This is a genomic window from Cyanobium sp. Aljojuca 7A6, assembly GCF_024346455.1.
In the GTDB taxonomy this organism is placed as follows: Bacteria; Cyanobacteriota; Cyanobacteriia; order PCC-6307; family Cyanobiaceae; genus Cyanobium.
Window position 1 is genome coordinate 96,838 of the sequence record NZ_JAGQCY010000011.1, and the last position, 17,417, is coordinate 114,254.

A 17,417-nucleotide genomic window follows, 5' to 3' on the forward strand; every position below is an offset into this window, starting at 1 on the left:
TCCAACCCACCCCCCCGATTCTTTCCTTCCATGGCACGCGAGAAGTTCGAGAGGAACAAGCCTCACGTCAACATCGGCACCATCGGTCACGTTGACCACGGCAAGACCACCCTCACCGCCGCCATCACCAACGTGCTGGCGTCCCAAGGCATGGCCAAGGCCCAGGCCTACGACGAGATCGATGGCGCCCCTGAGGAGAAGGAGCGGGGGATCACGATCAACACGGCCCACGTCGAGTACGAGACCAACAAGCGTCACTACGCCCACGTCGACTGCCCGGGCCACGCCGACTACGTGAAGAACATGATCACCGGTGCCGCCCAGATGGACGGCGCCATCCTGGTGGTCGCCGCCACCGACGGCCCCATGGCCCAGACCAAGGAACACATCCTTCTGGCCAAGCAGGTGGGCGTGCCCGCGCTGGTGGTATTCCTCAACAAGAAGGACATGGTCGACGACGAGGAGATCCTCGAACTCGTCGAACTGGAGATGCGTGAACTGCTCAGCAGCTACGACTTCCCTGGCGACGACATTCCCGTGATCGCCGGTTCGGCCCTCAAGGCCCTCGAGTACATCCAGGCGGGCAAGAAGGCCGTGCGTGGCGAAGACGAGTGGGTCGACAAGATCCTCGATCTGATGGATGCGGTGGACGAGGCCATCCCCGAGCCCGAGCGTGAGATCGACAAGCCCTTCCTGATGGCCGTCGAAGACGTCTTCTCGATCACCGGTCGCGGCACCGTCGCCACTGGCCGTATCGAGCGCGGCAAGGTGAAGGTGGGCGAAACCGTCCAGATCGTGGGCATCCGCGACACGCGGGAAACCACCGTGACCGGCGTGGAAATGTTCCGCAAGTTGCTCGACGAGGGCATGGCCGGCGACAACGTCGGTCTGCTCCTGCGCGGCGTCCAGAAAGAAGACATCGAACGCGGCATGGTGCTGGTGAAGCCCAACTCCATCAAGCCCCACACCAAGTTCGAAGGTGAGGTTTACGTGCTCAAGAAGGAGGAGGGTGGCCGTCACACCCCCTTCTTCGCCGGCTACCGCCCGCAGTTCTACATCCGTACCACCGACGTGACCGGCCAGATCACCGCCTTCACCGCCGATGACGGCACCAACGTGGAGATGGTGATGCCCGGCGACCGCATCAAGATGAGCGCCGAGCTGATCTGCCCGGTCGCCATCGAGCAGGGCATGCGCTTCGCCATCCGCGAAGGCGGCCGCACCATCGGTGCCGGCGTGGTGTCCAAGATCGTTCTTTGAGGCTGAACTAGCCTCACCGGGGGAGGAGCACCAAGGTGCTGCTCCCCCTTTCGGAACCACCGGTTCCCTGTGCACCTCGACAATCCGTTTCAGCGGCGCTGCCGCCGCCCTTCGCCCGCGCTTCCCTTCCGATGACCGCCTCCATTCCCCAGCAGAAGATCCGCATCCGCCTGAAGGCCTTCGATCGCCGCATGCTGGATCTCTCCTGCGAAAAAATCATCGAAACCGCCGATCACACCGCTGCCACGGCGATCGGTCCAATCCCCCTGCCCACCAAACGCAAGATCTACTGCGTGCTGCGCTCGCCCCACGTCGACAAGGATTCCCGTGAGCACTTCGAGACCCGCACCCACCGGCGGATCATCGACATCTACAGCCCGAGCTCCAAGACCATCGACGCGCTGATGAAGCTTGACCTGCCGAGCGGCGTGGACATCGAAGTCAAACTCTGATGGCGATGGGGCCATCCGGCCTTCGCCGAGCTGGTCTGTCTTTCTAGGATCAATCAACACTTGAGTTGCTCTGGTTGATCCTTTCCTTCCCGACCTCCGATCGCCCCTCTCCACCTGCCGCCAGCGGCAACATCCTCGCGTGACTGATCTGGCCGTCAGGGAGTTGCCCCTGTTTCCCCTGCCTGATGTGGTGCTCTTCCCCCAGGAGGTGTTGCCGCTTCACATCTTCGAGCCGCGTTACCGCATGATGCTGCAGACGGCGATGTCGGAGGATCGACGCTTCGGAGTCGTGCGCTGGGACCCCCAGAACAAGCGGATGGCGGAGGTGGGTTGCTGCGCCGAAATCCTCCACTGCCAGGTTCAGGACGACGACCGCAGCAACATCGTGACCATGGGCCAGCAACGCTTCCGGGTCCTCAACATCGTGCGCGACACGCCCTTTCGTGTGGGCATGGTCAGCTGGATCGAGGACACCGTGAGCGAAAGCCACGAGGAGCTCGAAACCCTCACCAGCGATGTCACCCGGGCCCTGAGGGACGTCGTTGATCTCACCGGCAAGCTGATCGGCAAGCCCTCGTCCCTGCCCGCCGATCTGCCCGATCTGCCACGGGAGCTGTCCTTCTGGATCGGCGCCCATCTCGGCGGCCCGGTGGCTGATCACCAGCAGGCCCTGCTGGAGATCACCGACACCGGCGAGCGCCTGCGGCAGGAGTACGAATTGCTCGACCAGACCCGGCGGCAACTGGCGGCGCGCACCGTCCTCAAGGACACCTTCTCCAGCCTCGGCGGCGACGACGGCGAGACCTGAACCATGGCGAGCCTGCTTTCGGGCGGTGTGCTGCTGCCCCTCCTGGTGGCGGGGGCTGTCCTTGCCGCCGTTCTGGTGGCCCTGCTCTGGCAGCGCCGGTCGCGGGCCTATCTCTCCACGGCCAGCGTGGCTGCCGCCTATGACCGCTGGACGGACGACCGTCTGCTGGAGCGGCTCTGGGGCGAGCATGTGCACCTGGGGCACTACGGCGATCCCCCCGGATCACGGGATTTCCGGGCCGCCAAGGCCGCCTTCGTCCACGAACTGGTCCGCTGGAGCGGCCTCGACCATCTGCCCCCCGGCAGCCGGGTGCTGGATGTGGGCTGCGGCATCGGCGGCAGTGCCCGGATCCTTGCCCGGGACTACGGCTTCGAGGTGCTGGGCATCAGCATCAGTCCGGCCCAGATCGCCCGGGCCAGGGAACTCACCCCAGCCGACCTGCCCGGCTGCCGCTTCGCCGTGATGGATGCCCTGGATCTGGATCTTCCCGACGGAAGCCCTGATGGTGGCCCCGACGGTGGCTTCGACGCGGTCTGGAGCGTGGAGGCTGGCCCCCACATGCCCGACAAGCAGCGCTATGCCGATGAGATGCTGCGCGTGCTGCGGCCCGGCGGCTGCCTGGCCGTGGCCGACTGGAACCGCCGCGACCCGGCCGTCGCCCCGATGAACCGCCTGGAGCGTTGGGTGATGCGCCAGTTGCTCGACCAGTGGGCCCATCCGGAGTTCGCCAGTATCCCTTCCCTGAAAAGAAACCTGGAGACCAGCCCCTGGAACCGCGGCCTGCCGATCAGCACCGCTGACTGGACCCGGCCCACCCTGCCCTCCTGGGTGGATTCGATCGTTGAGGGGGTGCGACGCCCCGGGGCGGTGCTGGGTCTGGGACCCCGGGCCGTGGTTCAGGGCCTGCGGGAAACGCCGACGCTGCTGTTGATGCACTGGGCCTTCCGCACCGGCCTGATGCAGTTCGGCGTCTTCCGGGGGCCCTTGCCTGCAAGCCATGGCTCCCAAGGTCAGCGGCGTTGATCCCCGCTCCGGTCCTCAGAGCCCCTTGTCCTCGGCGGCAAGGTTGGTGAGGGGGTAGGCGCCGAAGAGGGCCAGATGCTCGCAGAGGGGGGTGAGATCGGCGATGGCCCCGTCCAGAGGGGCCGCTCCCTCGGCAAGCTCGAGATCGACGAAAAAGATGTATTCACCCATTTCCCGCTTGGAGGGGCGCGACTCGATACGGCTCATGTTCAACCCCTGCCGGGCGAAACAGCCCAGGGACTCCAGCAGCGCACCAGGGCGGTTGGAATGGAGCGAGAAGGCCAGGCTGGCATGAGGACCGCGGTGGGAGCGTTCCCCCCGCCGCAGCAGCAGAAAACGGGTGCAGTTGCCGGGCACATCGTTGATCGGGTAAGCCAGCACCTCCAGGCCATGCTCGGCGGCCGCCTCCAACGAGGCGATGGCCCCCCGGAAGCGGCTGCCCCGCACCAGCCGGGCCGCCTCGGCGGTGGAGCTGGTGGGCAGCTGCAGGGCCTGGGGCAGCTGTTCCCCCAGCCACAGGCTGCACTGGGCCAGGGCCTGGGGGTGGGAGAGCACTTCACTGATCGCCTCCAGCGGGCCACTGCCCACCAGGGCATGGCGGATGGGAAGCACCAGGGCCCGAGCCACCGCCAGGTCCGGGTGCTCCCAAAGGGCATCGAGACAGCTGGTGACGCCCCCCTCGACGGAGTTCTCCACCGGCACCACCGCCAGTTCGCAATCAGCGTCGGCCAGGGCCCTGATCACGGCGCGGATGCCCTGCTGGGGCACAAAATCCACCCCCTCCAGGCCCTCCAGGACCGCCAGTCGCTGCGCCGCCTGCTCGCCGTAGGTGCCGACGGGACCGAGGAAGGCAAGACGCATGGCGGTGGGGCGGTCTGGGGTGATCGGTAGGATCATGGCCTGCCGGCCCGCAGGCCATGTCCCTGGCCTTCAGCGCCAGCCAGCAACTCGACCTTCCGGTGCTCAGCGAAGCCGATCGCCTGCCCGCCTATCTGGACGACGAGGAGCGGGTGGTTCACGCCCTGCTCGATCCCCGCCAGCTCGAACCCCTCGGCCCGGGCCGCTACCGCTACACGGTGAGCCAGGTGAAGGTGTTCCAGCTGAAGATCCAGCCGGTGGTGGAGCTGCAGGTCGCGCATCGCGACGGCCGGCTGGAGTTGGAGGCCCTTGATTGCCAGCTGGAGGGGCTGGGACTGGTGGAGGATTTCCGCCTCGGCCTCTGCTCCTGGCTCGCCGCGGCCGACGGCGGCCTGACCGGCGAAGCCAGCCTCTCGGTGACGGTGAGCCGTCCCGCCCTGCTGCAACTGATCCCCCCCAAGGTGCTGGAGGCCACCGGCCGCTCGGTGCTCGGCGGCATCCTGCTGGGCATCAGCTCCCGGGTGAGTCAGCAGCTGCTGGGGGACTTCCAGCGCTGGTGCCGTTCGAGCTGAGAAAGCTGCGGCGGTGCAGGGGGGTGGGCCCCAGCCGCAGGATCGCTTCGCGGTGCTGGGGCGTCCCATAGCCGGCATGGCGCTCCAAACCGTAGCCGGGATAGCGCAGCGCCAGGCGCGCCAGCAGGGCATCCCGTTCCTGCTTGGCCAGCACGCTGGCGGCGGCGATCGCCGCACAACGGCCATCGCCGCCCACCAGGGTGGTCTGGGGCCCAGGCCACGGCCTCAAGGGAAGCACCCCATCCACCAGCAGCAGCAGGGGCGGCCTGGACAGGCGTTGCAGCGCCCGGAGCATCGCCCATTCGGTGGCCAGGCGCAGACCCCAGCGGTCGATTTCACTGGCGCTCGCCTGCCCAAGGGCCCAGGCCAGGGCGTGCTGCCGGATCAGGGGAACCAGGGCCTGCCGGCGCCTGGCGGTGAGCTTCTTGCTGTCGTTGAGGCCCACCGCCACCAGGGGCGCGAGGGCCACCGGCGGCAGCACCACGGCGGCGGCGAACACCGGCCCGAACAGGCTGCCCCGACCAACCTCATCCACCCCGGCACAGGAGGAGGGGTCGAGGCCTCCCCAGACTGGGGCGTCGGATCGCCAGAGGGCCTCGGATCGCCCAAGGGCCTGGGGGCCGCGCCGATCAGCCCGAGGCAGAGGAACGGCGCCGGCGCCGGCGCGGTTCGCCGGCGTCACTGGAGCCGGCCTCGGCCTCTGGCCCAGCGGCGGCCGCCGCCACCGGGACTGGCGCGGCCACCGGCGTGGACCTGCTGGAGGAGCGGCGGCTGGGCAGCGCCACGCTGACGAGCTCGGCAGGAGCAGAGACAGCCTCGACTTCGAACGGGGCCGGTGTGATCTCCAGGATGGGAATCATCTCGTGGTGATCAGGGGCCTCGGTGGATTCGGAGGTGTCGAAGGCTTCGGAGGGGTCAGAAGCTTCGAAGACGTCAGCAACCTCAGTGGCTTCAGCCGAACCATTGCGCCCCTCGCCGTTCCTGCCGCGCCGGCGGCGCCGGGAGCCGCTGGCGGCCAGCTGCTGGCGGGCTTCCTCGATGACAGCCTCGGGATCGGCATCGGGGCGAACCACGCGCACCATCAGGCTCTCTCCGGAGGGGATCGGATCCAGCAGCAACGCTGGGCTCAGGCCCATCCAGCCATACACCAGCTCCTGCTCAGCGTCCATCGGCACGGCCAGCACCTCAGGCTCCTGGCGGCGCTGGGGCGCATCGGTGGAGGGGGTGGGCTCCTGGGGGGCAGGCACCACGGCGGCGCCGTTGCCACCGCCCTCGGCGAACCCACTCGACGCCTGGCCCTCGGCTTCGGTACCCCGGCCACCGCGACCACCGCGCCGCCGCCGGCCACTGCTGCCGGCCTCAGCACTCCCGTTGGCGGGGCTGGCCACTTCGGCCCGGGCCGAGGCCGCCGATCGCACCAGGCCGGAGACCGTGGCCAGGGGCTGGAGGGTGTCCTTGCCGGGGAGCACGGCCACATGGCCCAGGCCCCCACAGCTGGGGCAGGCCCGTCCGAACAGTTCATAGATGTTCTGACCCTGGCGTTTGCGGGTCAGCTCCACCAGGCCGAGCTCAGTGAGCTGGGCGATCTGGGGACGGGCCGTGTCGTCCCGGGAGGCCTGGGTGAAGTGCTCCAGCAGCTGCAGCTGGTCACGCCGGGACTCCATGTCGATGAAGTCGATGATCACCACGCCGCCGATGTTGCGCAGCTTCAGCTGGCGGGCGATCTCCACGGCCGCCTCGCAGTTGGTCCACAGGACCGTCTCACGGGCGTTGGCCGAGCGGGTGAACGATCCGGAGTTGACGTCGATGACCGTCAGAGCCTCGGTGGGCTCGATGATCACGTAGCCGCCGGAGGGAAGATCCACCCGGGGCTTGAGGGCATCGCGGATGGCCGCATTGACCCGATAGTGCTCAAGGATCTCGGTGGATTCGCCGTGGTGCTCCACCAGCAGATTGGCCTGGTCGGAGCCGAGGAAGGCATTGACCCGCGCCACCGCATCGGGGCTGTCGACCACCACGCGCAACACATCGGGGCTGTACAGGTCGCGCAGCACCCGGTGGATGAAATCCTCATCGCGGTTGAGAAGCACCGGCGGTGAGGCCGTCTCAGCGGCCTGCTGAATCGACTCCCACTGGCGCAGCAGACCCTCAAGGTCGTCGATCAGCATGTCTTCGCTAACGTCCTCGGCCTCGGTACGGATCAGCAGACCGGCGCCGGGGGGCTTGATCAGCACGCCGAGGGCCCGCAGCCGGTTGCGCTCGTTCTCGCCATTGATGCGGCGGGAGATGTTGACCCCCTGGCCGTGGGGCTGCAGCACCAGGAAGCGGCCAGGCAGGGAGAGGTTGCCGGTGAGGCGCGGCCCCTTGGTGCCCGTGGGCTCCTTCATCACCTGGACGAGCACCTTCTGCCTCGGCTCGAGCAGCTCGGTGATGCCGGCGCCGCCCTTCTTCAGACGCAGGGGTCCGAGGTCGGTGATGTGGATGAAGCCGTTCTTCTCGCTTTCTCCGATGTTGACGAAGGCCGCATCGATCCCGGGCAACACGTTTTCAACGGTTCCGAGATAGACGTCGCCAATCTGGTAGCGACCCTGGGCGACGATCAGTTCATCGACGCGTTCCTCGTTGAGCACTGCGGCGATCCGCAACTGCTCAGCGATGACGATCTGCTGGGGCATGGAAGAGATGGTGGGCTCTGTGGAGCCCTGCCAGAGGGCAGGTGGAGGGAAGGAATCGGACGCCGACCATGGCGGTCGCGCAGCCACTGAAGAGGAACAGACCAACTCCGGAAGCAATGGAGCCGGCTGTTTGCCTGGTACAGGCCCTTGATGTCAAGGGCCTGAGGAGAAGCAAAGACGTCGTCGGGCCGGCAGCGTGGCGGAAGGGTTGTCTTCCCTTCCCGATGCGAAGCAACGAAGACCGAACCAAGCAGTGTTGACTGTGATCGCGCTTACGCCGAGAAGCTTCTAGAAAGCATCTCTGTTGCAGAAGCGTCTGGGCGGAGGAGGAAGAAGGGAAGGATCCCCGCGATTCCTTTCTCCGTCTAGGGCGAACTTAGCATGCGTCCAGCCGAAGACAACGGCGCTGGACCGCCCCCAGCACCAAGGGCAGGCCGAGGGACTCGCCCAGCCAGTGGCGCAGATGTTCGGGTCGCAGGCTGCGGCCCTGGGGATCCACGGCGGCCTCCAGATCCAGCACCTGCATCGCCCCTTCCGGACCCCGGGCCTCCAGCGGCGCCGGGCGGAGGTCGAGCAGGTAGGGGCGGCAGTCGCGCTGGCGGGGTCGGCCCTTCTTGTCCTGGTCCTGCCAGGGCAGGGTGGTGGCGTCCACTAACGCGGCGATGGCCGCTGACCACTGGGACGGTGCCGGAGCCGGCTGATCCGGCGCCGGAAGCAGGGCGATCCGCCAATGGGCGGTGCGGATCTGCTGGGCCAGGCCGGGGGTCGCCAGGGGCACCGCCTGCACCGAGAGCAAGGTCAGCTCGGGGCTGAGTTCCGCCTGGAGGCGCTGGCGGGCCATCTCTGGGTCGACCGGGGCGGCGAAGTCAAGATCGAGCCACTCGCCCAGGCCCTCCACCCCCAGGGGCAGGGGCAGCGCCACCTGCAGCCGGGGCAGGGGGTGGAATCCGCCCGTGAAACTCACCGGCAAACCGCTGCGCCGCAGGGCGCGCTCCAGCATCCGCAGGGTGTCCAGATGGCTGATCAGGGCCAGGGAGCCGGTCTTGGCGAAGCCGAAGCGCAGCCGGCAGACGCGTTCGCTGGCGGGCGCCCGCGCCGGGATCGGCGGCGGAACCGGGGGGGGCGGGATCACCACGTTGTGGCCAAGCTCGGGGCCGCAGACGCCGCAGCTGCTGCAACCGTCGAAGGAGCAATCCGGCACCACGGCGGCCGCCAAGGCCCGGCGGAGGTCCTCGGCCAGCCAGGCCTTGTCGACGCCGGAATCGATGTGGTCCCAGGGAAGGGGCTGGCGGCAGAAGGCCTCGAGGTCGCCCGTGGCAAAGGCCTCCGCCGCACTCCAGCCGCCCATCTCCAGGGCGCGATAGGAGCCCCCCAGGCCGGCGGCCTCGATGGCGCCGGTCCAGGCGGCATGGGTGCGATCGGCGGATTCGAACCAGGCGTCCAGCCCCGCCCCAGCCCGCCAGGCCGCCGCGATCACCGGCGCCAGTCGCCGATCCCCACGACCCACGAAGTCCTCCACCGCCGACAGGCGCACGTCGGTGAAGTTCGTCTTGAGGCCCCGCAGGGGCCGCAGGGCGTCACGCAGCAACTGCTGCCGGCGACGGAATTCCGCCGTCGACACGCTGTGCCACTGGAACGGCGTGTGGGGCTTGGGGGTGAAATTGCTGATCGTGATGTTGAGCTGCAACCGGCCCAGATCCCGGCACTGCTGCTGCAACGCCCGACAGGTGTCGACGATGCCGAGCACATCGGCGTCGGTCTCGCCCGGCAGACCGATCATGAAATAGAGCTTCACCCGGCTGTAGCCGTTCTCCATGGCGGTGCGGATGCCGCGCAGCAGTTCCGCATCGGTGAGCCCCTTGTTGACGATGTCCCGCAGACGCTGGGTGCCGGCTTCGGGGGCAAAGGTGAGCCCGGCCCGGCGGGTGCCGCCGAGAATGTGGGCGATGGAATCGTCGAAGCGGTCGACCCGCTGGCTGGGCAGGGTGAGGCTGACGTTGTGCTCCGCCAGCCGGTTGCGCAGCTCCACCCCCACCGCCGGCAGGGACAGGTAATCACTGCAGCTGAGCGACAGCAACGAGAAGTCGCTGTAGCCGGTGCGCCGCATGCCCTCCTCCACCGCCTCGATCACCGCCTCGGGCTCCACATCCCGGGCCGGGCGCGTCAACATCCCCGGCTGGCAGAAGCGGCAGCCGCGGGTGCAGCCGCGGCGGATCTCCACGGTGAGCCGGTCGTGCACCGTTTCGATGTGGGGAACCAGGCCCATGGCGTAGTGGGGCATGGGGGTGGCCGTGCGCCGCTGGATCCGGGGGGCCAGGCCAGGCTCCAGTGGCAGCAGGCTCACGCCATCAGGCCCCGGCGCGTACAGGGCCGGCACGTAGACCCCCGGCAGTTCGGCCAGATCCCGCAGCAGGGCCCGGCGGCCCAGGCCGGCGGCCCTGCCCTCGGCCACCACCAGGCCGATCTCGGGCAGCAGCTCCTCCCCATCCCCCAGGGCCAGGAAATCGAAGAACGGCGCGAAGGGCTCCGGGTTGCCGGTGGCGGTGGGACCACCGGCGAAGATCAGCGGCGCTGCCGCCGGATCGTCCAGGGGGAGGTCGCCCCGGTCGGCGGCCAGGATCGGGAGGCCGGCCAGATCCAGCATCTCCAGGATGTTGGTGCCACCCAGTTCGTAGCTGAGGCTGAAGCCGAGGATGTCGAAGGCCGCCAGGGGCCGGTGGCTTTCCACCGCGAACAGGGGCGCGCCCCGCTGCCGCAGCCGGGCCGCCAGATCGGGCGCCGGCAGGTAAGCACGGTCGCAGAGCTGGCCGGGGACGGCATTGAGGATGGAATAGAGCAGCACGTGGCCGAGGTTGCTGGCGCCGACCTCGTAGACCTCCGGATAGGTGAGGGCCCAGCGCACCCGGGCCGCCGACCAGTCCCGGTCCTCCACCCCCCGCTCGTTGCCCAGGTAGCGGGCCGGCCGGGAGATGGTGCTGTCCACCAGCGCGGCGAAGTCGATCGGCGCAACGGTCAAGGCCAGGGCCTGCAGGCTGGGAACCGATGGTAGGCAGGCCGCACCGCGGCATAGGAAGATGCCGCCACGCCCAGCCGCCACGCCTTCCGCTTCCCTCCCATGGTTCAGGTCAACGACAGCTATCTCAAGCTCAAGGCGGGCTATCTGTTTCCCGAGATCGCCCGACGCGTCAAGGCCTTCAGCGAGGCCCATCCCGAGGCGGCCGTGATCCGCCTCGGCATCGGCGACGTCACCGAGCCCCTGCCGGCGGCCTGCCGCGAGGCGATGAAGCAGGCCATCGAGGCCATGGGCACCCGGGAGGGCTTCCACGGCTATGGCCCGGAGCAGGGCTACGCCTGGCTGCGGGAGGCCATCGCCCGCCACGACTTCCAGTCCCGCGGCTGCGAGGTGAGCGCTGAAGAGATCTTCGTCTCCGACGGCTCCAAGTGCGACAGCAGCAACATCCTCGACATCCTCGGGGCCGGCAACCGCATCGCCGTCACCGATCCGGTCTACCCGGTGTACGTGGACAGCAACGTGATGGCAGGCCGCACCGGCGAAGCCGACGATGGCGGCCGCTACGGGGGCCTCACCTACCTGCCGATCACCGCGGCCAACGGCTTCGTTGCCCCCCTGCCGGAGCAGCCGGTGGATCTGATCTACCTCTGCTTCCCCAACAACCCCACCGGCGCGGTCGCCACCCGGGAGCAGCTGCAGCAGTGGGTGGACTACGCCCTGGCCCACGGCGCCCTGATCCTGTTCGACGCCGCCTACGAGGCGTTCATCTCTGATCCGGAGCTGCCCCACTCGATTTACGAGATCGAGGGGGCGCGCCGCTGTGCGATCGAGTTCCGCTCCTTCTCCAAGAACGCCGGCTTCACCGGCACCCGCTGCGCCTTCACCGTGGTGCCCCGGGGACTCACCGGCACCACGGCCACCGGCGAGCCGGTGGAGCTGTGGGGGCTCTGGAACCGGCGCCAGAGCACCAAGTTCAACGGGGTGAGCTACATCGTGCAGCGGGGCGCCGAAGCCGTGTACTCGCCGGAAGGCCAGGAGCAGGTGCGGGCCCTGGTGAGCTTCTACATGGAGAACGCGGCCATCATCCGCCGCGAACTGGCGGCCGCCGGGCTGCAGGTCTACGGCGGCGAGCAGGCCCCCTACGTCTGGATCAAGACGCCAGAAGGGCTGGATTCCTGGGGCTTCTTCGATCATCTGCTCGGCCAGGCCCATGTGGTGGGCACCCCCGGCAGTGGTTTCGGAGCCGCCGGGGAAGGCTATTTCCGCTTGTCGGCCTTCAACTCCCGCGCCAACGTCGACGAGGCGATGCGGCGGATCCGGGCTCTTTAGAGTTGGCCCTAATGAGGACCGGAGCGGCCATGCCCATGACCATCCCGGCGGCGACCGAAACCCCCACCCGATCGCCGGGGGGCGCCGCCGTGATCGAGAAGGCTCCGGAGCGGGTGCGCAAGACCTCGCCCCGCTACAAGGTGCTGCTTCACAACGATCCGGTGAACAGCATGGAATACGTGGTGAACACCCTGCGCCAGGTGGTCCCGTCCCTGAGCGAACAGGATGCCATCGCCGTGATGCTGGAAGCCCACAACACCGGCGTGGGGCTGGTGATCGTCTGCGATCTGGAGCCGGCGGAGTTCTACAGCGAAACCCTCAAGGCCAAGGGCCTCACCAGCACGATCGAGCCGGAGGCCTGAGTGGCTGTCTCCCCGGAGATTCCGCAAGGCCGGCACGGTCCCCGCTGGATGGGGACCCTCCTCTACGTGCCAGTGCTCTACGGGCTGGGTTGGCTGTTGGTTCGGCCCCTGGGCAGCCTCGCCCCAGGGCTACGCCCCGATCAGGTGAACCTGGCCGGGGCGATGGTGTCCCTACTGCTGCTGCTGCTGTCCTTGCCACTGCGGTTGCGGCGGGCCTGGGGGGAATCCCATCCCTGGCGCGCCCTGGGAGTGGTGGCCCCACCGCTGGCGATCCTGGGGGCCTTCGGGCGAGGGCTGCTGACGTCCCTGGTGCTGCTGGCCCTGGTGGTGGGTGCCCTGCTGACCCTGGGCGGCGCTCGCTGGATCGGCCCAGCGGGCCTGGAAGGGGGCGAGAGGCTCAACGCCCTGGCCCTGCTGGTGGGGGTGGGCTTCGCCGAGGAATTGGTCTTTCGCGGCTGGTTATGGGGCGAACTGCAGCGGCTGTTGGCGCCTCGACGGGCGCTGCTGCTGCAGGCAGCCATCTTTGCCTTGGTGCACCCCTGGAGCAGTGCCGGCCTGATGGGAGCGGTGGGGCTGCTCGGTGGCCTGGTCCTGCTGGGGCTGAACCTGGCCCTGCTGCGCCGGAGCGATCAAGGGATCCTCTGGGGGGCGGTCGGCCTGCACGGCGGACTGGTGGGGGGCTGGTTCGCCCTGCAGGCGGGCCTGGTGGAGCTGCTACCCAACGCACCCCCATGGCTGGCGGGACCAGGCGGCAGCCAGCCCAATCCGATCGGCGGGCTGGTGGGATGGGTGGGTCTGGGGGGAATGCTGGCTCTGAGGGCCTGGCGGAAGAGGCGGTGCCGAGAGGACGACATACCCAACACCAACGGTTGACGGTCCCCCAGAGTTCGTAACCAGTCACCCAAGCCCTTCCGGACCATCACAAGGGGCACTGACCCGGGGGCTTCAGTGAAAAGCAGGCTGCCGGCCTGTGACCCAACAAACCTGAGGGAACTTACAGGACGAAGTCGGCGGCATTGAAGTTCTGCAACCCATTCACCTGGATGGTGAATTCGGCTATTGAGGCATCCGTGGTGTTGCCTTCCACAATGGTGTTGGTGCCGTCCTGGAAGTAACGCAACTGACCCGCAGCCGAGAATGCTGCGGTGCCGATGAAGGAGAAGCGCTGGTTGCCATTCAAAACGGTGTTCGCATCAATGGCAGAGAGATCAATTCTATCTCCACCGACCAAGCCTGCACCTGCGAAGTCCGTTATTACATCGCGAGTCGCAGCAGTTGTACCAGAGTCGGCAACGGAATCATAAAAGAAGATGTCATTCCCGAGACCACCCGTCAGCACATCCACCCCCAAACCACCAAACAGAGAATCATTGCCGCCGGCCCCATCCAACGTGTCATTACCCCCCAATCCACCATTCAACCTGTTATTATTACTGCCACCTGTGAGTGAATCATCTCCAGTACCACCATTCGCACTTTCGATGCCGGCGATAGACGAAAAACCAGAGGCCGTACCGGTCGCCAGATTGACAACAACATTGGCTGTCGAACTGTAAATCAATCTGTCATTCGTACCCGTACCAAGATTCGCCGATATCGATTCGATGCTGGCGATGGCTCCACCCTCCACGCTGGTGATCGCCAACCCATCAAAACCGACGGTAAGCGTTTGATTGCCCGTACCAGATGTCAATACCAACGTATCGAAGTCGTCTCCCCCATCCATGACATCCACACCATCGGAGCCAACGGTGTAGTTGAGGGTGTCATTGCCAGCCCCACCCCTCACGGTGTCGTCGCCGGTGCCGCCGGTCAGGGTGTCGTTCCCCGCCCCCCCCAGCAGGACATCGTTCAGGTCACCGGTGGAAATGGAATCATTGCCGTCATCGCCGCTGACCCAGTCGGCGAAGCCGGCGGCAAGGGTGAGGGTGTCGTTGCCCTGCCCACCGGCGGTGAGCTTGGTGAAGGACGCTCCATTGACGGTGGAGGTCCCGACCAGGCTCACGAACTTGTTAACGCCCGGGTCAACGTATTTGAGAGCAAGGCCCGGTCCGCTGAAGACGTTGGTGCCACTCAGGACAGGTAGCACCCCGACGGTGGGGCCGTTGATGCGAAGGCCAAAGCCATCGGCAACGGTCGAAAACGTGTTCGATGTCAGCGTAATGAGCTTGTTGACATCGTAAAGATCGAGATAGGAGCCATTTTCAAACTTGTTTCCGACCAGCGTGGCTTCGACATTGCCCAGACGGTTGCCCGTGGGGCGCACCACGGCCTGATTTGCGGAGCGGGTGAAGGTGTTGCCTGAGATCTGAACCGAACCGGAGGCAACGGATCCGGCGAAGTTGGTGATGTTGAAACTGCTCAGGAAACCAGCTTCATCGAAAGTGCTGTCGAGAATCTGGACCTTGCCGTTGTTGTTCCAGCTGTGCAGGAAGGCACTGCCCCCGGATCCGGTCAAGGGATCGAATCCAGACTGCCCGTTCAGCGTGACCGTGACATCCTCCAGGGTCAGATCCGCCGTGATCGGTGCAGTGGCCGAAAAGGAGGTCAACGACATGTAAAGGTTGCCGTTGCCGTTCCAACCTGTGTGGGTGCCGCTGAAGGTGACATCACGGATCAGGAACGCACCGGCAGAAGTTGCGCTCAGAAGGGCTCCACCATCGGAGAGACCGCCTGCGGTGTACTCCAGGGTCAGGTTCGCGACGGTGCCGGGCCCGTTGTTGGAGCCATCTACGTTCCTCTGGTAGATGCGGGTGTCCTTGATGATGGTGCCCGCCTCGGAGGTGCCGATCACGGCGTAGCCGGAGGCCCGGACCACCCCAGAAACGGAGGTCTGCTTGGCCAGCGAACGGACTGAGGCGTAGGTGCCATCCTCGAGCAGAAGGATGTCCCCTGCTGCCGCCGCATTGATGGCCTGACGGAGTGTGGGGGTTCCGAGAGGGGTGTCGTTGATGGTGGCCATGGGTGAGGGGAGCGCTTGGGGGAAGCCTGGGGTGGAGAAGGCTTGCAGGACAGGCGCCTGAAACCAGTGCGGTGCCGCTTGGAACCGGATATTACCTTAAAATTTCCGAAGCAGCCGTCTACGCGTCATCTTGACAGGCTGACGTCATGGCGTCTTTTCCAAAGGACCTTCCCCATCTTCTCGTCTCCGCCTTTCCTGCCCCCCCTGATTCAGCGCACCGCCGTTGCCAGCGCCCGGCGCCCTTCGACCGGAGCCCGCAGTGCCTCCTCCAGGGGGGCCACGCCGTACTCCCTCTCCAGCAGGGCCATCACGGTGCGGCCGAAATCGGCCGGGTTGCGCTCGAAGGCCTCCAGACAGATCCGGCCAAACACCCGCCCCATGGGCTCTGGGTTCCAGAGCAGCTTGCGGGCTGTCCAGGGCATCAGGCTCATGGGGTCGTAGCCGGGTTTCAGCATCCCCTGATCGAAGGCGTACTGCTCCAGGTGGGTGTGGGGTTGAAGCCCGATGAAGAAGATGGCCGGCTCCACCTTGTCGGCACCGAAGATGCTCTCCAGTTCCCGGTGGTAGGCGATCGTCTGGCGGATGGTCTCGGGCCGTTCATCGATCACGTTGAACGAGTAGTTGACGGACACATGCTCGCGGAACCCGGCCGCCGCCAGCAGGCGGCAGCTCTCCAGCACCGTGCGCAGGTTGTAACCCATGCGCATCTTGCGAACGAGCTCCTGGGATCCTGAGGTGATGCCGATCTCGAAATAGCTCATGCCCGTGGCCACCATCAGTTGGGCCAGCTCGGCGTCCAGGTTGTCGGCACGGATGTACGCGGCCCAGCGGATATCCAGGAGGCCCTCCAGCTGAATGGCCCGCAGCAGCTGCTTGGCATCGTCGATGTAGCGCCGGGCCGGGATGAACTGCGCATCGGTGAACCAGAAGCCCCGCACGCCACGGTCGTACAGCTGCCGCATCTCTCTCACCACCTCATCGATGGGGTTGACGCGCACAGCCTTGCCTTCCACCACGGTGTAGACGCAGTAACAGCAGTTGTGGGGGCAGCCGCGCTTGGTCTGGACCCCGACGTAGAAGTCGCCGCCGTCGAGGTACCAGTTGAGCTGGGGCCAGATCGAGGCGATGTAGGCATAGTCGCAGGCGGTTTTCTCCAGACCCGCCGGTTGCTCGTGAATCAGGCCCGGGCGGGGGGCTTCCCCCACCACGTAACAGCGCTCCGCCTGCAGCGACTGGCCGCGGATCAGCTTCTCCAGTAGTCCTTCCCCCTCCCCCACCGACACCACGGAACCGGTGGGCAGGCCGCGGCCCAGCTGCTCGTAGAACACACTCACCGCCCCGCCGCCGATCACCACCCGGGCCCCGGGGTTGTGCCGGCGGGCGCGCCGCAGGCCCCGCCGCACCAGCCGCAGATTGCGCCACAGCTCTCCGTAGTAGGAGCCCATCAGCCGCAGCCCGCCGAGCGCCCCGCGCAGGCGCTTGAGCGGATTGGAGGAATAGAAGACCTCGAAGGAGTTCTGCAGCGGGTTGCCGCCCCGGCCATCCACCGGCGCATAGATCTGGATGTCCCGCCAGGAAAACACCAGCAGGGTGGGGCGGAACTGATCCACCGCCTCCAGCAACACCCGCTGGACATCGAGCAGGGGCACGGCCGCCAGGTCAAGGATGCGCTGGGGCAGAGCGGGGAAACACTTGTGCAGGTGATCGGCCAGGTAGATGGGGCCAATCGGAAAGATCGGGTTGCAGGGCAGCCGCACCAGCAGCACCCGTTGGTCGCTCACGGCTCGCGCGGCTCGATGGGGTGGTTGGACGCTAACAAGCTTGTCCTGACCGCCGGTGGCCGGACGGAAGCACAGCTTTTCTTCATGAAGGCATCGCTCACACTCCGCAACACTCTGTTACAGTAGCTCCAGGTGGGATTCCGCCTCTACCTCCTTCATCGGTTCGGCGTTACGGCGCTGTCCGTTGTTACCTTTTCTCGCACTCATGACCGCCACTCTCCAGCAGCGCTCCGGCGCTTCGGTGTGGAACCAGTTCTGTGAGTGGGTCACCTCCACCAACAACCGCCTCTACGTCGGTTGGTTCGGTGTGCTGATGATCCCC

Annotated in this window: 14 protein-coding genes and 1 pseudogene; 9 read left to right on the plus strand and 6 right to left on the minus strand. The window is 66.9% G+C overall.

The window, feature by feature from the left end:
• Positions 1 to 30 precede the first annotated feature (30 nt).
• From tuf to KBY95_RS11025, 4 genes are all read left to right on the plus strand, one after another.
• On the plus strand, positions 31 to 1,260 hold the full coding sequence (gene tuf / locus KBY95_RS11010; RefSeq protein WP_216908134.1) for an elongation factor Tu: 1,230 nt from the start codon (positions 31 to 33) through the stop codon (positions 1,258 to 1,260).
• 131 nt (positions 1,261 to 1,391) lie between these two features.
• Positions 1,392 to 1,712 carry a 30S ribosomal protein S10 gene (gene rpsJ / locus KBY95_RS11015; protein ID WP_015109452.1) on the plus strand — a complete coding sequence of 107 codons (321 nt, stop codon included), beginning with the start codon at positions 1,392 to 1,394 and terminating at the stop codon, positions 1,710 to 1,712.
• Positions 1,713 to 1,851: 139 nt separating this feature from the next.
• Positions 1,852 to 2,520: an LON peptidase substrate-binding domain-containing protein gene (locus tag KBY95_RS11020; RefSeq protein WP_254965048.1), complete on the plus strand. Its 669-nt coding sequence runs from the start codon at positions 1,852 to 1,854 to the stop codon at positions 2,518 to 2,520.
• 3 nt (positions 2,521 to 2,523) lie between these two features.
• Positions 2,524 to 3,543 (plus strand): methyltransferase domain-containing protein, encoded by a 1,020-nt coding sequence (locus KBY95_RS11025; protein ID WP_254965049.1) that lies wholly within the window; start codon positions 2,524 to 2,526, stop codon positions 3,541 to 3,543.
• 15 nt (positions 3,544 to 3,558) lie between these two features.
• On the opposite strand, the gene pheA is transcribed toward KBY95_RS11025, so the two are convergent.
• The gene (gene pheA, locus KBY95_RS11030; protein WP_254965063.1) at positions 3,559 to 4,404 is read right to left on the minus strand and encodes a prephenate dehydratase; all 846 of its coding nucleotides are present in this window, start codon (positions 4,402 to 4,404) and stop codon (positions 3,559 to 3,561) included.
• A 56-nt stretch (positions 4,405 to 4,460) separates the two neighbouring features.
• Between pheA and KBY95_RS11035 the strand changes: the two genes are divergently transcribed.
• Positions 4,461 to 4,973 carry a DUF1997 domain-containing protein gene (locus KBY95_RS11035; protein ID WP_254965050.1) on the plus strand — a complete coding sequence of 171 codons (513 nt, stop codon included), beginning with the start codon at positions 4,461 to 4,463 and terminating at the stop codon, positions 4,971 to 4,973.
• Here KBY95_RS11035 and KBY95_RS11040 read toward each other — a convergent pair.
• The 3 genes from KBY95_RS11040 to KBY95_RS11050 form a co-directional block, all read right to left on the minus strand.
• A complete protein-coding gene (locus tag KBY95_RS11040; protein ID WP_254965051.1) occupies positions 4,912 to 5,508 on the minus strand; it encodes a ribonuclease HII in 597 nt (198 codons plus the stop codon). The two genes, KBY95_RS11035 and KBY95_RS11040, sit on opposite strands and share 62 nt — an antisense overlap.
• Before the next feature lie 94 nt (positions 5,509 to 5,602).
• Entirely contained in the window at positions 5,603 to 7,648 is a 2,046-nt protein-coding gene (locus KBY95_RS11045; protein WP_254965052.1) for an Rne/Rng family ribonuclease, read from the minus strand.
• Positions 7,649 to 8,024: 376 nt separating this feature from the next.
• Positions 8,025 to 10,664, minus strand: a complete 2,640-nt coding sequence (locus tag KBY95_RS11050) for a TIGR03960 family B12-binding radical SAM protein (protein WP_396095014.1) — start codon at positions 10,662 to 10,664, stop codon at positions 8,025 to 8,027.
• Between the two features lie 99 nt (positions 10,665 to 10,763).
• Here KBY95_RS11050 and KBY95_RS11055 point away from each other — a divergent pair, with 99 nt between their 5' ends.
• From KBY95_RS11055 to KBY95_RS11065, 3 genes are read left to right on the plus strand one after another with little or no spacing between them, the layout of a single operon-like run.
• A complete protein-coding gene (locus KBY95_RS11055) occupies positions 10,764 to 11,990 on the plus strand; it encodes an LL-diaminopimelate aminotransferase (protein ID WP_254965053.1) in 1,227 nt (408 codons plus the stop codon).
• Positions 11,991 to 12,019: 29 nt separating this feature from the next.
• Complete coding sequence (clpS, locus tag KBY95_RS11060; protein WP_254965054.1) at positions 12,020 to 12,352, plus strand: ATP-dependent Clp protease adapter ClpS; 333 nt, start codon at positions 12,020 to 12,022, stop codon at positions 12,350 to 12,352.
• Positions 12,353 to 12,400: 48 nt separating this feature from the next.
• Positions 12,401 to 13,225 (plus strand): CPBP family intramembrane glutamic endopeptidase, encoded by an 825-nt coding sequence (locus tag KBY95_RS11065; RefSeq protein WP_254965055.1) that lies wholly within the window; start codon positions 12,401 to 12,403, stop codon positions 13,223 to 13,225.
• 121 nt (positions 13,226 to 13,346) lie between these two features.
• Here the strand turns inward: KBY95_RS11065 and KBY95_RS16410 are convergent, their stop codons facing one another.
• Positions 13,347 to 15,314, minus strand: coding sequence for a calcium-binding protein (locus tag KBY95_RS16410; RefSeq protein WP_315858914.1), 1,968 nt, complete (start codon positions 15,312 to 15,314; stop codon positions 13,347 to 13,349).
• 209 nt (positions 15,315 to 15,523) lie between these two features.
• Entirely contained in the window at positions 15,524 to 17,095 is a 1,572-nt protein-coding gene (locus KBY95_RS11080; protein ID WP_254965056.1) for a photosystem II high light acclimation radical SAM protein, read from the minus strand.
• A 205-nt stretch (positions 17,096 to 17,300) separates the two neighbouring features.
• Between KBY95_RS11080 and KBY95_RS11085 the strand changes: the two are divergent.
• Positions 17,301 to 17,417, plus strand: a pseudogene (locus tag KBY95_RS11085) (photosystem II q(b) protein); the annotation flags it as partial.